The sequence below is a fragment of the Aeromonas sp. 600724 genome (genome assembly GCF_049175135.1).
Taxonomy (GTDB): Bacteria; Pseudomonadota; Gammaproteobacteria; order Enterobacterales; family Aeromonadaceae; genus Aeromonas; species Aeromonas veronii_A.
In genome coordinates this window covers 131,539-144,649 of the sequence record NZ_JAAKUM010000008.1, presented here as the reverse complement: position 1 = coordinate 144,649, position 13,111 = coordinate 131,539, and the positions used below count along the sequence as shown (strand labels likewise).

General features: G+C 59.0%; 12 protein-coding genes and 1 tRNA gene. 7 read left to right on the top strand and 6 right to left on the bottom strand.

The window, feature by feature from the left end; translation table 11 throughout:
- Positions 1-7: 7 nt before the first annotated feature.
- The 3 genes from G5168_RS09665 to G5168_RS09655 all read left to right on the top strand — a co-directional run bounded on the left by G5168_RS09665 (position 8) and on the right by G5168_RS09655 (position 3,365).
- Positions 8-1,042: a sensor histidine kinase gene (locus G5168_RS09665; RefSeq protein WP_421173081.1), complete on the top strand. Its 1,035-nt coding sequence runs from the start codon at positions 8-10 to the stop codon at positions 1,040-1,042.
- 76 nt (positions 1,043-1,118) lie between these two features.
- Positions 1,119-2,462 carry a sigma-54-dependent transcriptional regulator gene (locus G5168_RS09660; RefSeq protein ID WP_421173080.1) on the top strand — a complete coding sequence of 448 codons (1,344 nt, stop codon included), beginning with the start codon at positions 1,119-1,121 and terminating at the stop codon, positions 2,460-2,462.
- Between the two features lie 141 nt (positions 2,463-2,603).
- Positions 2,604-3,365, top strand: a complete 762-nt coding sequence (locus tag G5168_RS09655; protein WP_421231562.1) for a Nif3-like dinuclear metal center hexameric protein — start codon at positions 2,604-2,606, stop codon at positions 3,363-3,365.
- 109 nt (positions 3,366-3,474) lie between these two features.
- On the opposite strand, the gene purN is transcribed toward G5168_RS09655, so the two are convergent.
- Entirely contained in the window at positions 3,475-4,113 is a 639-nt protein-coding gene (purN, locus tag G5168_RS09650; protein ID WP_421231563.1) for a phosphoribosylglycinamide formyltransferase, read from the bottom strand.
- Positions 4,110-5,147, bottom strand: coding sequence for a phosphoribosylformylglycinamidine cyclo-ligase (gene purM, locus G5168_RS09645; RefSeq protein ID WP_227340830.1), 1,038 nt, complete (start codon positions 5,145-5,147; stop codon positions 4,110-4,112). The genes purN and purM overlap by 4 nt, the downstream gene beginning before the upstream one ends.
- Positions 5,148-5,323: 176 nt before the next feature.
- On the opposite strand from purM, the gene upp reads away from it, so the two are divergent.
- From upp to hda, 3 genes are all read left to right on the top strand, one after another.
- Entirely contained in the window at positions 5,324-5,950 is a 627-nt protein-coding gene (upp, locus tag G5168_RS09640; protein ID WP_005334115.1) for a uracil phosphoribosyltransferase, read from the top strand.
- A gap of 150 nt (positions 5,951-6,100) precedes the next feature.
- Positions 6,101-7,120: a DUF2066 domain-containing protein gene (locus G5168_RS09635; protein ID WP_040066189.1), complete on the top strand. Its 1,020-nt coding sequence runs from the start codon at positions 6,101-6,103 to the stop codon at positions 7,118-7,120.
- A gap of 102 nt (positions 7,121-7,222) precedes the next feature.
- A complete protein-coding gene (gene hda, locus G5168_RS09630) occupies positions 7,223-7,924 on the top strand; it encodes a DnaA inactivator Hda (RefSeq protein WP_013723920.1) in 702 nt (233 codons plus the stop codon).
- Positions 7,925-8,029: 105 nt separating this feature from the next.
- Here hda and aceA read toward each other — a convergent pair whose 3' ends face one another.
- The 4 genes from aceA to G5168_RS09610 form a co-directional block, all read right to left on the bottom strand.
- Positions 8,030-9,343 (bottom strand): isocitrate lyase, encoded by a 1,314-nt coding sequence (gene aceA, locus G5168_RS09625; RefSeq protein ID WP_005344572.1) that lies wholly within the window; start codon positions 9,341-9,343, stop codon positions 8,030-8,032.
- Between the two features lie 73 nt (positions 9,344-9,416).
- On the bottom strand, positions 9,417-11,024 hold the full coding sequence (gene aceB, locus G5168_RS09620; protein ID WP_421252138.1) for a malate synthase A: 1,608 nt from the start codon (positions 11,022-11,024) through the stop codon (positions 9,417-9,419).
- A 688-nt stretch (positions 11,025-11,712) separates the two neighbouring features.
- Positions 11,713-11,853 (bottom strand): hypothetical protein, encoded by a 141-nt coding sequence (locus tag G5168_RS09615; RefSeq protein WP_005334106.1) that lies wholly within the window; start codon positions 11,851-11,853, stop codon positions 11,713-11,715.
- A gap of 223 nt (positions 11,854-12,076) precedes the next feature.
- Positions 12,077-12,153 (bottom strand) — tRNA-Pro (locus G5168_RS09610).
- Between the two features lie 249 nt (positions 12,154-12,402).
- Between G5168_RS09610 and tadA the strand changes: the two genes are divergently transcribed.
- Positions 12,403-12,960 carry a tRNA adenosine(34) deaminase TadA gene (tadA, locus tag G5168_RS09605; RefSeq protein WP_408082950.1) on the top strand — a complete coding sequence of 186 codons (558 nt, stop codon included), beginning with the start codon at positions 12,403-12,405 and terminating at the stop codon, positions 12,958-12,960.
- Positions 12,961-13,111 lie beyond the last annotated feature (151 nt).

The window sequence follows — 13,111 nt, the reverse complement described above, 5'->3', positions numbered from 1 at the left end:
CAGGTTTATGACGATCCAGCAGCAGGACATGCCACTCCAGTCCCACGAAGTGAGCCAGCTCTATGCCATCTTCAAGGCGCTCCCCACCGGGGTGTTGCTGCTTGACGGGGCTGGGGTGGTCACCCGCGCGAATCCGGCAGCCATCTCCCTGCTGGGGGAGCCGCTGGAAGGAGAGCTCTGGCGCCGCATCATTGCCCGCTGTTTTGAACCACGTGAGGATGATGGCCACGAGATCTCCCTGCGCGACGGACGACGGGTCCAGCTTTCTACCCAGCCGCTGCCGGATCAGAGCGGCCAGCTGGTCTTTATCAATGACCTCACTGAAACCCGCAAGCTTCAGGATCGCATTAACCACATGAAGCGGCTGTCGGCGCTGGGCAATATGGCGGCTTCGCTCGCCCACCAGATCCGCACTCCGCTCTCCGCCGCCATGCTCTATGCCGCCAACCTGGCCAACCGTACCCTCAAGCCGGAGTCCCGCAGCCAGTTTCAGCAAAAGCTGATGGCCCGCCTCCAGGATCTGGAGAAGCAGATCAACGACATCCTGCTGTTTGCCCGCAATGGCGACAATCAGGTGGTCACCCCCATCTCGGTACAGGGCTTGCTGGCTGAAGTGCAGGCTGGTGCCGAGGCTTTCTGTCAGCAACAGGGCTGCGAACTGCACATGGAGGCGCCGGAGCCCGATCTCTGCCTGCTGGCCAACAGCAGCGCACTGGCGGGCGCCATCAACAACCTGATCGCCAATGCCCAGCAGGCGGGGGCCACGTCACTCTTGGTCAGCGCGGTGCGCAGTGGTGTCCGGGTGGAGATGCGTGTCATCGACAATGGCAAGGGGATCCCTTCTCACCTGCTTGGTCAGGTATTCGAACCCTTCTTTACCACCCGCTCCCAAGGCACAGGCCTCGGGCTGGCTGTGGTGCAATCCGTCGTGCGTGCCCATCAGGGGGAGGTCGGTGTGGCCTCGGTTCCCGGTGAAGGCACCTGTTTTACTCTGTCGTTCCCCCTGCATCAGCAGCAGGTGCAACTTGGAGGTGCAGCATGAGCCTTGTTAAGGAGCTGTGCCTGCCGAGAGGGAGCCATATCAATGCGGCCAGGTTGGCTGTCGTGGGAGGTGTAGCATGACTCAGGCCCGGATCCTGGTTGTAGAAGATGACAATGGCCTGCGCGAAGCGCTGGTGGATACCCTTTTGCTCGGCGGTTATGAGTGCCGTGAAGCGGACAGCGGCGAGCGGGCTCTGCTGGCTCTCTCCCGTCAGCCGTTTGACATGGTGATCTCCGATATCCAGATGGGGGGAATGGACGGCCTCACCCTGCTGGCGACCATTCGCCAGCAATATCCGCAGATACCTGTGCTGCTGATGACCGCCTACGCCAATATCGACGGCGCGGTGCGCGCCATGCGCGAAGGGGCCATCGACTATCTGGCCAAGCCCTTTTCGCCGGAGGTGCTGCTCAATCAGGTCAGCCGGTATGTGCCCGCTCAGAAGGTGGAAAAACGTGCCGTGGTCTACGGGGATCCCAAAACTGCCGAGCTGTTCCAGCTGGCGACCCGGGTGGCCAGAAGCGAAGCGACCGTGATGGTGACCGGCCCGAGCGGGACGGGTAAAGAGGTGCTGGCCCGTTACATTCATGACAACTCCAGCCGCGCCGAGCTGCCCTTCGTCGCCATCAACTGTGCCGCCATTCCGGAAAACATGCTGGAGGCGACCCTGTTTGGCTACGAGAAGGGCGCCTTCACCGGTGCGGTACAGGGGTGCCCAGGCAAGTTCGAACAAGCGCAGGGAGGCACCCTGCTGCTCGACGAGATCACCGAGATGGATCAGGGGCTGCAAGCCAAATTGCTGCGGGTGTTGCAGGAGAAAGAGGTGGAGCGGCTCGGCAGTCGCAAGATGATCCCGCTGGATGTGCGGGTCATCGCCACCAGCAACCGGGATTTGAAAAAAGCGGTGCAGGATGGCCTGTTCCGCGAAGATCTCTACTATCGCCTCAACGTCTTCCCGCTGCGCTGGTCTGCCCTCTGCGAGCGGCCCGGCGACATTCTGCCACTGGCGGAGCATCTGCTGGCGCTTCATGCCAGTCAGCAGGGACTGCCGACACCACAGCTGACGGACGCCTCGCGGGAACGGCTGCTGGCCCACCCCTGGCCCGGCAATGTGCGGGAGCTGGACAACGTGGTACAGCGCGCCCTGATCCTCACCCCGGACGGGGTCATTGATTGTGACCACCTCATTCTGGAGGAGCTGGATGAGCAGGAGATGGAGTTTGTCAGCGTGGAGCGCAGCTATGGTGGCGATCGCCTCGGCAGCGAGCTCAAGCAGCAGGAGCACCAGATCATCCTCGACACCCTGCAAGATTGTAACGGCAGCCGCAAGGCGGTGGCCGACCGACTCGGCATCAGCCCGCGCACCCTGCGCTACAAGCTGGCCCAGATGCGGGAGGCGGGGATCGATCTGCCAGCCTGAGGCCGGGAGGGAAACCGCACTGTGTGGGGGCTGTCATGGTCTTGACGGCCCGGCTCGATTATCATGGGGCCCTTGGCGCTTTGAGCCTGGGCCCTGTTTTTATTGGTAAAGCAGAGGACCGAGCCTTAATAAGGGACCCCTATGATCTCTCATCGAAAACTCGAAACCGTACTGAACCATCTGCTTGAGCCCCACGCCATCAAGGATTACTGCCCCAACGGCTTGCAAGTGGAGGGGCGCGAGCGCATTCGCAAGGTGGTGACCGGTGTCACCGCCAGTCAGGCGCTCATCGACGCGGCGGTGGCTGCCGAGGCCGATGCCATTCTGGTCCATCACGGCTACTTCTGGAGCGGTGAACCGGCCCAGATCACCGGCATGAAGCAGCGTCGGCTCAAGACCCTGCTGACCCACGATATCAACCTGTTTGCCTACCATTTGCCGCTGGATGTCCATCCCGAGGTGGGTAACAACGCCCAGCTCGCCAAGCTGCTTGACATCAAGGTGCGTCGCGGTCTGGAGCCGTGGAACAGCAAGAGCGTCGCCATGGTGGGCAAGCTGGAAGAGCCGATGAGTGGCGCCGACTTTGCCAAGCTGATTGCCGAGCGCCTTGGCCGTGAACCACTCTATTGTGGCGATACCGGCCCCGAGCTTATCCGTTCCGTGGCCTGGTGCAGCGGCGGCGGTCAGAGCTACATCAATCTGGCGGCGGAGCAGGGCATCGATGCCTTTATCTCCGGTGAAGCCTCAGAGCAGACCATTCACACCGCCCGCGAGATGGGGATGCACTTCTACGCCGCGGGCCATCACGCCACCGAGCGTTACGGCGTCAAGGCGCTGGGGGAGTGGCTGGCGACCGTGCATGGGCTGGATGTCACCTTTATCGATATCGACAATCCGGTGTAGGGTCGCTTGGCCGAGTAATCCGACCTAACCGCTGCAATCGTGCGGTAGGTAGAAATGACAAGGGAGGCCTAAGCCTCCCTTGTTGTATCTGACATGCAGTTGTTAGCTGTTACTCGCAGGCGTAACCAGCGGGGCCCAGCAGGGCGCCATCCAGTTGCACAGCGCCGTCCACCATCTGCAGCCTGCCTTCGCATAACCAGCGCACCACCAGCGGGTAGATTCTGTGCTCCTGCGCCTGCACCCGTGCTGCTACCTCGTCCGCAGTGTCCCCTTCAAAGATGGGGACGCGGGCCTGCAGGATCACCGGGCCCCCGTCCAGCTCTTCGGTCACGAAGTGGACGCTGGCGCCGTGTTCACTGTCACCGGCATCTATGGCGCGCTGGTGGGTGTGCAGGCCCTGATACTTGGGCAGCAGGGAGGGGTGAATATTGATCATCCGCCCGGCGAAATGGCGCACCAGATCGCCGCTCAATATCCGCATAAACCCGGCCAGCACCACCAAGTCCGGCTGATAGTCTGCCATCAGCGCCAGCAGGGCGGCGTCGTACTCCTCCCGGCTGGCAAACTGCTGCTGGGCCAGAATGGAGGTCGCCACCCCCGCTTCTTTGGCGCGAACCAGACCATAGGCATCGGCCTTGTTGCTGATGACGCCGACCACTTCACCGACAATCTTACCGCTTGCGCAGTGGTCGAGGATCGCCTGCAGATTGCTACCGCTGCCGGAGATTAGGACGAGGATCCGCATCATTTGATGACGACCTGCTCCTCACCGTCTGCTGCCTTGGCGATATGACCGATGTGCCATGCGTTCTCGCCTTCCGCTTTGAGCAGGGTCAGCGCCTTCTCCAGCTGATTGGCGGGCAGGGCGATGATCATGCCGACACCGCAGTTGAAGGTGCGATACATCTCGTGACGGGTGACGTTGCCAGCCTGCTGCAGCCAGCTGAACACAGCCGGCCACTGCCAGCTCTGCTCGTCGATCACCGCTTGAGTATTGGCAGGCAATACGCGGGGGATATTCTCCCAGAAGCCGCCACCTGTGATGTGGGAGAGGGCGTGGATCTCGCACTCCTTGATGAGCTTGAGCACAGGTTTCACATAGATGCGGGTCGGCTCCAGCAAGGCATCTGCGAGGGTGCGGTCACCCAGCGGCTGATGCACGTCGGCTTTGGAGACTTCCAGAATTTTACGGATCAGGGAGAAGCCGTTGGAGTGAGGGCCGCTGGCGGCCAGGGCGATCAGGGTATCCCCTTCACCGACCTTGCTACCGTCGATGATTTCGCTCTTCTCCACCACACCGACGCAGAAACCGGCGATGTCGTAGTCTTCCCCTTCATACATACCCGGCATCTCGGCGGTCTCGCCGCCCACCAGGGCACAGCCTGACTGCTCGCAACCGGCACCGATCCCGGTGACCACCGCGGCTGCGGTGTCCACGTCCAGCTTGCCGGTTGCATAGTAGTCGAGGAAGAACAGCGGCTCGGCGCCCTGTACGATCAGGTCATTGACGCACATGGCCACCAGATCGATGCCCACGGTGTCGTGCTTCTTCAGGTCGATGGCCAGCCGCAGCTTGGTGCCCACACCATCGGTACCGGAGACCAGTACCGGCTCCTTGTAGCCCGCAGGGATTTGACACAAGGCCCCAAAGCCGCCAAGACCACCAAGGACTTCAGGACGACGAGTGCGCTTTGACACGCCCTTGATACGTTCAACCAGTGCATTGCCGGCATCGATATCTACGCCAGCATCCTTGTAGCTCAGTGAGGTTTTGTCAGTCACGAGTATTCCCCGTCATGTAAAGAAGTGGAGGGTAAAATTCGGGGCGTATTCTAACAGTGGCGGTGAAAAACCAGAAAGGAAATCGTTTGCGCGTTTTTGCGCGGAAATGCTCTACAAGCGGTGGCTTTTGTTGTATGATTCCGCGATTTTTTTGCGGCAGGTTAGAGGAGATAATAATGAAAGTCGTTGAAGTCAAACACCCCCTGGTCAAACACAAGATCGGTCTGATGCGTGAAGGCGATATCAGCACCAAGCGTTTCCGTGAACTGGCCAAAGAAGTGGGCAGTTTGTTGACCTATGAAGCGACCTCTGACTTCGAAACCGAGAAGGTTATCATCGATGGCTGGAATGGGCCAGTAGAAGTTGACCAGATCAAAGGCAAGAAGGTAACCGTCGTACCTATCCTGCGTGCCGGCCTTGGCATGATGGATGGCGTGCTGGAGCACATGCCGAGCGCCCGCGTCAGCGTGGTCGGTATCTACCGCGATGAAGAGACCCTGCAACCGGTTCCCTATTTCGAGAAGATCGTCAGCAACATCGAAGAGCGTCTGGCGCTGGTCATCGATCCGATGCTGGCCACCGGTGGTTCCATGATCGCTACCATCGATCTGCTGAAGAAGAAAGGCTGCCAATCCATCAAGGTGCTGGTACTGGTTGCCGCGCCGGAAGGGATCAAGGCGCTGGAAGCCGCTCACCCCGACGTAGAGCTCTACTGCGCTTCTGTCGACCAGGGGCTGAACGAGAAAGGCTACATCGTGCCGGGTCTGGGCGATGCAGGCGACAAGATCTTCGGTACCAAATAAGTTTATGCCTTGACCTTCTTCCCATGTGGAAGGGGTGATCGGAGCCGGCGCATCGCCGGCTCTGCTGTTTGTGGCCGCTTGTGCCAGCCTTGCCGCAGGATGCGCCTTGCCGCTACCATAAGCACACTCTCCCATTTCGAGACTCTGTTCATGTTCAAACGTGTTGTGACCGCCCTCTGCTGCGGCTTGTCATTCATGGCCTCGGCCGCTCAGGTGACCGACCTCTATCAGGGCAAGGCCCCGACCAGTGGCGACATGGTGGCCGCTCAAGGGCAGGCACTGGGTCAGGTGCTGATCAAGGTCACCGGCAAGCGCGACATCCTCACCCAGCCGGTGGTGGTCAAGGCGCTGGCGGCCCCGGGCGACTATGTCAAAAGCTATGGCTATCAGGATCAGGACTCCGTCAAGTATCTGAAAGCCGAGTTCAAGAGTGACAAGGTCAACAGCCTGGTCTCCGAGAGCCAGTTTGCCCTGCTTGGCCCGGCTCGTCCCCAAATGGCCATCTGGCTGGTGGTGGATCAGGGGGAGCGCCGTCTGCTGGCGGATCAATCCAGCGATGGTTGGGCGCAAGCCTTGCGCGAGCAGGCCCAGACGCTGGGGCTACCCATCAGCATTCCGCTGATGGATCTCGATGACAACATGGCGGTCAGTGCCACCGATGTCTGGGGCCGCTTTGCCGACCCGATTTTGCAGGCAAGCCAGCGCTATGGCGCCGAGATGGTGGTGTTGGGCAAGCTGACACCGGAAGGTGACAAGTGGAGCATCGATTGGGGACTCTACGGCCCCAAAGCGGCCGGTGAAGTGACCGAGCTGACCCGTGGCAATAGCACCGGCACTCAGGCCGAAGTGGCGCAAGGGTTTGCCGATACCCTGGCGGCCTGGCTGGTGAAAAACTACGGTGCCCGCATTTCTGGTCCGGCAACCAGCCAGACCCTGGTGGTAGATGGCCTCTCCGAAGTGGACAGCATGATCGCCGTGCAGAAGATGCTGCAGGGGATGGCCAACGTCAGCAAGGTGGCGATCGGCAAGCTGGAGGGGGACCAGGTCACCTTCAACTTCACCCTGCAAGGGGAGCAGGCCGAGCTGGTACGGGCGCTGCAGCTTGAGAGTCGTTTGCGCAAGGTTGACGATAATGGCAGCGGTTTGCGTTACCAATGGTCGCAGCCCTGATGTTATAAGGCTTTTGTCTACCGCCCGGCTTGTCCGGGCGGTTCTCTATCTGCCATTGCGATGGTACACTTAGCCACAAATGTCACAGTCAAAGCCCAACGAGTGAAGCAACCGGCCCAACTGTCTTTAGCCGTACAACTACCGGATGATGAAACCTTCGTCAGTTTTTATCCCGGCAACAATGCTCATCTGATCACCGCCCTCAAAAACGCGGCCATCGGTCAGGGATCACCTTTCCTCTATTTCTGGGGAGCCAAGGGATCCGGACGCTCTCATCTGCTCCACGCCACCTGTGCCGAGGTCAACGCCCGCGATGCGGCGGCGGCCTATCTCTCCCTCGATCAATTTGAACAGCTCGATCCCAGCATGCTCGATGCCCTCGAAAGCCTGCCGCTGGTCTGTCTCGACAGTCTCGAGGCGATCGCCGGCAATGCCGTGTGGGAGCGGGCGCTGTTCGACTTCTACAATCGCTGGCAGGAGAAGGGCGAGGGGACGTTGGTTGTCACAGGTTGCAGCGCACCGCGCAAACTGGGGCTGCAACTGCCGGATCTCGCCTCGCGCTTGGATTGGGGGGTGAGTTTCCATCTCGAAGAGCTGGATGATGAAGGCAAGCTCAGTGCCCTGCAGCTGCGTGCCGAGCTGCGGGGCTTCAAATTGCCCATCGATGTGGGCCGCTTCCTGCTCAACCGACTCTCCCGCGATATGCGCACCCTGCTCACCACCCTCAATCAGCTCGACAACGCCTCATTTCGCGCCAAGCGCAAGCTGACCATTCCCTTTGTCAAAGAGATCCTCGAGCTCTGATCCTCTCTGCGGTGTGCGGTTGTGGCCTGACTTTCGTTTGAATGGCAGATAAAAAGAAACCCCGGCATCAGGCCGGGGTTTTGCTATTTCAAGGCAGCTCTCTTATTAGTGGAACTGATCTTCTTCGGTGGAGCCGGTCAGTGCGGTCACCGAGGATTGGCCACCCTGAATGACGGTGGTCACCTTGTCGAAGTAACCGGTACCAACCTCCTGCTGGTGTGCCACGAAGGTGTAGCCACGGCTGGCGGCGGCAAATTCCGGCTCCTGCACCATCTCGACGTAGTGCTTCATCCCTTCGCCACGGGCGTACTGGTAGGCCAGCTCGTACATGTGGAACCACATGTTGTGGATACCCGCGAGGGTGATGAACTGGTACTTGTAGCCCATGTCGGAGAGCTCCTGCTGGAAGCGGGCGATGGTGGCATCGTCCAGATTCTTCTTCCAGTTGAAGCTCGGGGAGCAGTTGTAGGCCAGGATGCGGTCCGGGAACTTGGCCTTGATTGCTTCGGCAAATTTACGCGCTTCGTCCAGATCCGGCTTGGCGGTTTCACACCACACCATGTCGGCGTAGGGGGCGTAAGCCAGACCGCGAGCGATGGCCTGATCGATACCGGCACGCACCTTGTAGAACCCTTCGGCAGTGCGCTCGCCAGTCAGGAAGTCTGCATCGTATGGGTCGGCGTCGGTGGTCAACAGGTCAGCGGCATTGGCGTCGGTACGGGCGATCACCAGGGTGGTGGTGCCGCACACATCGGCTGCCAGACGGGCTGCAACCAGCTTCTGCACCGCTTCCTGAGTCGGTACCAGCACCTTGCCGCCCATATGGCCGCATTTTTTCACCGATGCCAGCTGATCTTCGAAGTGCACGCCAGCGGCGCCGGCTTCAATCATCCCCTTCATCAGTTCGAAGGCGTTAAGCACGCCACCGAAACCGGCTTCCGCATCGGCCACGATCGGCAGGAAGTAGTCGATAAAGCCCTCATCCTGCGGCCCAACCTTGTTGGCCCACTGGATCTGGTCGGCGCGGGCGAAGGAGTTGTTGATGCGCTCCACCACGGACGGTACCGAGTTGGCCGGGTAGAGGGACTGATCCGGATACATGGTGGAGGACAAGTTGTTGTCCGCCGCCACCTGCCAGCCGGAGAGGTAGATCGCCTCGATCCCCGCCTTGGCTTGCTGTACTGCCTGACCACCGGTCAGGGCACCGAGGCAGTTGACATAACCTTTCTTGGCGTCGCCGTGGATCAGACCCCACAGCTTGTCGGCACCACGCTGGGCCAGGGTGTGCACCGGCTGCAAGCTGCCGCGCAGATTCACCACATCTTCGGCGCTGTAGCCGCGCTTGATCCCTTTCCAGCGGGGGTTTTCCGCCCAGTCTTTCTCGATAGCCTGGATCTGTTGCTCACGGGTCAGTGCCATATCAGTTCCCTCTTTCATTGATTTCACGTTTCCATTGACTTGTTATTGGCGAGCCCCGCCCGGGGCCCGGAGTTCAGAGCCGCTCGTAACCGGGCAGCGTCAGAAAATCGATCAGGGTATCGGCGCAGGTGATCTCTTCCATCAGCTCGCTCGCCTCGGCAAAGCGCCCCGCCTGCCAGCGCTCGGCACCCACCTCGGCTTTGACCACCTCCTGCTCCTCGGCCAGCATCTGGCGGAACAGCGCCTTGGTCACCACCTTGCCGTTGGCGAGGCTCTTGCCGTGGCGGATCCACTGCCAGATGGAGGTGCGGGAGATCTCGGCAGTGGCGGCATCTTCCATCAGACCGTAGATGGGCACGCAGCCGTTGCCGTTGATCCAGGCCTCCAGATATTGCAGGGCAACCCGGATATTGGTGCGCATCCCCGCCTCGGTCCGTTTGCCCTCACAGGGGGCCAGCAGGTCGGCGGCAGTGATGGGGGCATCCTGCTCGCGCAGTACGCCGATCTGGTTCTTGGCGCCAGCCTTAATGGTGGCGTTGAACACCGCCATGGCGATATCAGCGAGGCCAGGGTGGGCGACCCAGGTACCGTCGTGGCCGTTGTTGGCTTCGCGCTCCTTGTCGGCCTTGACCTTGGCGAAGACCTGCTCGTTGACGGTCGCGTCCTTGGCCGGAATAAAGGCTGCCATACCGCCCATCGCCAGCGCACCGCGCTTGTGACAGGTCTTGATCAGCAGCCGCGAGTAGGCGGAGAGGAACGGCTTGTCCATGGTCACCACCTGACGATCAGGCAGTACCCGATCCGGATGGTTCTTCAAGGTTTTGATATAGCTGAAGATGTAGTCCCAGCGGCCGCAGTTCAGCGCAACGATGTGATCCTTCATCTGATAGAGCAGCTCATCCATCTCGAATACGGCTGGCAGGGTTTCAATCAGCACGGTGGCCTTGATGGTGCCACGTGGCAGACCGAACTTGTCCTCGGTCCAGGCGAACACCTCGCTCCACCAGCGCCCTTCCAGATGGCTCTGCAGCTTGGGTACGTAGAAGTAGGGGCCGGAGCCTTTGGCCAACAACGCCTGATAGTTGTGCAGGAAGTAGAGAGCAAAATCGAACAGGCCGCCGGGAATGGGCTCGCCATCGAAGGTGACATGTTTTTCTGGCAGGTGCAGACCGCGAACCCGGCAGATGAGGACGGCCGGATCGGCGTTCAGGGTATAAGCCTTTCCTTCCGGACTGGTGTAAGAGATGGTGCCGTTGACCGCATCGCGCAGGTTGATTTGGCCCTCGATCACCTTATTCCAGGCGGGAGCTAGTGAATCCTCGAAATCCGCCATGAACACCTTGACGTTGGCGTTGAGGGCGTTGATCACCATCTTGCGCTCGACCGGGCCGGTGATCTCCACACGGCGGTCTTGCAGGTCGGCAGGAATGCCGCGAATGGTCCAGTCACCTTCACGGATGTGGGCGGTTTCCGGCAGGAAGTCCGGCAGCTCGCCGCCATCGATACGGGCCTGGCGTGCCACACGTTGTTTCAGCAATTCCCCTCTTTGGGGAGCAAAACGTTCCACCAGTTCGGAGACCAGAGCCACCGCGTCCGGCGTCAGAATTTGCGCGTATTCGGGCAGCATCTCGCCCTGGATGCGAAGGCGGGCGCTGCAGTGGGTCTGAGCCGGTGCCGACATAAGTTTCACTCCTTTGAGAATTACATTTTGAACTTACTAACTACGACTAAAGTCGAATCCCTGTTCCTGAAACGTTCCCGCAACAACGGGGTAACACGATTGATAAGGTGCGAAATATTGTTGAGTGCGTCAACAGTTTTTTTTAAACACCTGTTTTTTGGATATGGTTAAGTTGATGTTTTTTATTGTTTTATTGGGTTGGTGTAAAAGCTCTACACAGATGGTTATGCTCCTGCTTTTTCCCTTCGGACAACGGCTAATTTGGGCCGTTACCCTGACCCTCATTTTGTAACTTATTACGTAATAAAATTACAAATGCAAAAACAAATCCCGACCTAACTCCAGGCTTTGCCAAAACAGCCGTATAAAGCGCGTTTGAATGTGGCAATGAATGTTTTGCTAATGCTAGACCTGATTGGTGAACGTTCGTTTTAAACTTGGTGTGGTGATGCAGGCTCTGTTGGCACCAGCGGTTGCAGCGATGGAAAGTGAAGCGCAATAACGTAGGTTTGTATCAGTTGTCGGGGGCAATGCCGGAGAGAGAAGGGGGAGACACATCAGTCAATAATACTGCCATCCTTGATAGAATTAGCAGTTTGTCGTTTTTTGCAGATTTCTCGCCAAGGGCCTGAAACGGAGAGCGTTGAACAGGCGATGTGCCGGTGATTGAACAGCCATCTGACCGTGCTCAATAGTCATCATCCGGTTCGGCCAGATCGATCACATCCAGCTGGATGACCTGTTCATTTTCGCTTTCGGTGTGGCAAGGGGTGTCGTGAGGAACGGAATAAAGCGTAATGGCGGGTGCGAAATCGGTGTTCTGGTTCATGCCTGGTCCTGTGTTGCACGCAAGCCGGACAGTGATCCCTTCACTCGTGTTTCCACCTCCCTGTGTTGTCTACCGGCGGAAAGTTGCGCATCTTAATGAGTTCGGCAAAAAGATTCAAGTGGTTCTGAGTGTTTTTTGTGCTTGATAGGTAGGCATCGTCAGGAAGATAAATCGGAGGCAAAAAAATAGCCCAGTCGTTTGACTGGGCTATTCTCGGGGAAAATGGTCGGTGTGAGAGGATTCGAACCTCCGACCCTCTACACCCCATGCAGATGCGCTACCTGGCTGCGCTACACACCGACGGAGTCAGACTCGGCTGACGGGGAGGAAGTCTAATAGCATGGCCAAACGGGTGCAACTCCTTTTTTATCATAGAGATGCCGATTGCTTCTTTATTGCTCAGTCGGGATGCGGCTTGGGTCTGACGTGCAGATTTGGCATAATCGCCGCCCTGTCAGCGATGCTAATCATGCCTGCTATCTATGGAATTATCTGACAGGTGTGGGTCGCGGGAATGCAAACGGCACAATTGAACAATATAAAGAGGGGATGGGCGTGAAACCATCAGAGGTCCCAGAAATACCGAGTCAGGCACAGAGTCAGATCGAGCAGGACGAACAGTGGATGCGCCATGCCATGGCATTGGCCGCTCGGGCCGAAGGGATTGGCGAGATCCCGGTCGGTGCCGTACTGGTGCTGGATGGTCAGGTGGTGGGAGAGGGGTGGAACCGCTCCATCAGCGAACACGATGCCTGTGCCCATGCCGAGGTGATGGCAATTCGGGCGGCGGGCCAGCAGCTGGCGAACTACCGCCTGCTCGACACCACACTTTATGTGACGCTGGAACCCTGCTGCATGTGTGCCGGTGCGCTGATCCATAGCCGGGTCAAGCGGGTGGTTTACGGCGCACGTGATCTCAAGACCGGTGCTGCGGGGTCTGTGTTCGAGATCTTGCAGGACCCGCGCCACAACCACAGTGTCGAGCTGACCGGCGGTGTGCTGGCCGATGCCTGCTCGGCCCAGTTGTCGGCCTTCTTCAAGCGTCGCCGCGCCGAGAAAAAGGCGGCCAAACTGGCGCTGCAACAATCAAACGATGCCCTTTCCTGAATCATTTGGGGGCAGCACAGGCTGCCCTTGCTGATTATTCTCACAAATATCTCTTTATAAACAATATATTGTGTTCACTTTCCCTCGAAAGGACCCCCGCCCATTTTTCCACTAGCAACCTCGGTTAAAGCGCTCTCGATGTAACAAAACT

Bases quoted from the DNA above. Each gene is read 5' to 3' on its own strand.
- aceA (WP_005344572.1), bottom strand. From the start codon at position 9,343: ATGGCACTGACCCGTGAGCAACAGATCCAGGCTATCGAGAAAGACTGG.
- tadA (WP_408082950.1), top strand. From the start codon at position 12,403: ATGGGCGTGAAACCATCAGAGGTCCCAGAAATACCGAGTCAGGCACAG.
- G5168_RS09615 (WP_005334106.1), bottom strand. From the start codon at position 11,853: ATGAACCAGAACACCGATTTCGCACCCGCCATTACGCTTTATTCCGTT.
- G5168_RS09660 (WP_421173080.1), top strand. From the start codon at position 1,119: ATGACTCAGGCCCGGATCCTGGTTGTAGAAGATGACAATGGCCTGCGC.
- purN (WP_421231563.1), bottom strand. From the start codon at position 4,113: ATGATGCGGATCCTCGTCCTAATCTCCGGCAGCGGTAGCAATCTGCAG.
- aceB (WP_421252138.1), bottom strand. From the start codon at position 11,024: ATGTCGGCACCGGCTCAGACCCACTGCAGCGCCCGCCTTCGCATCCAG.
- upp (WP_005334115.1), top strand. From the start codon at position 5,324: ATGAAAGTCGTTGAAGTCAAACACCCCCTGGTCAAACACAAGATCGGT.
- G5168_RS09635 (WP_040066189.1), top strand. From the start codon at position 6,101: ATGTTCAAACGTGTTGTGACCGCCCTCTGCTGCGGCTTGTCATTCATG.
- G5168_RS09655 (WP_421231562.1), top strand. From the start codon at position 2,604: ATGATCTCTCATCGAAAACTCGAAACCGTACTGAACCATCTGCTTGAG.
- G5168_RS09665 (WP_421173081.1), top strand. From the start codon at position 8: ATGACGATCCAGCAGCAGGACATGCCACTCCAGTCCCACGAAGTGAGC.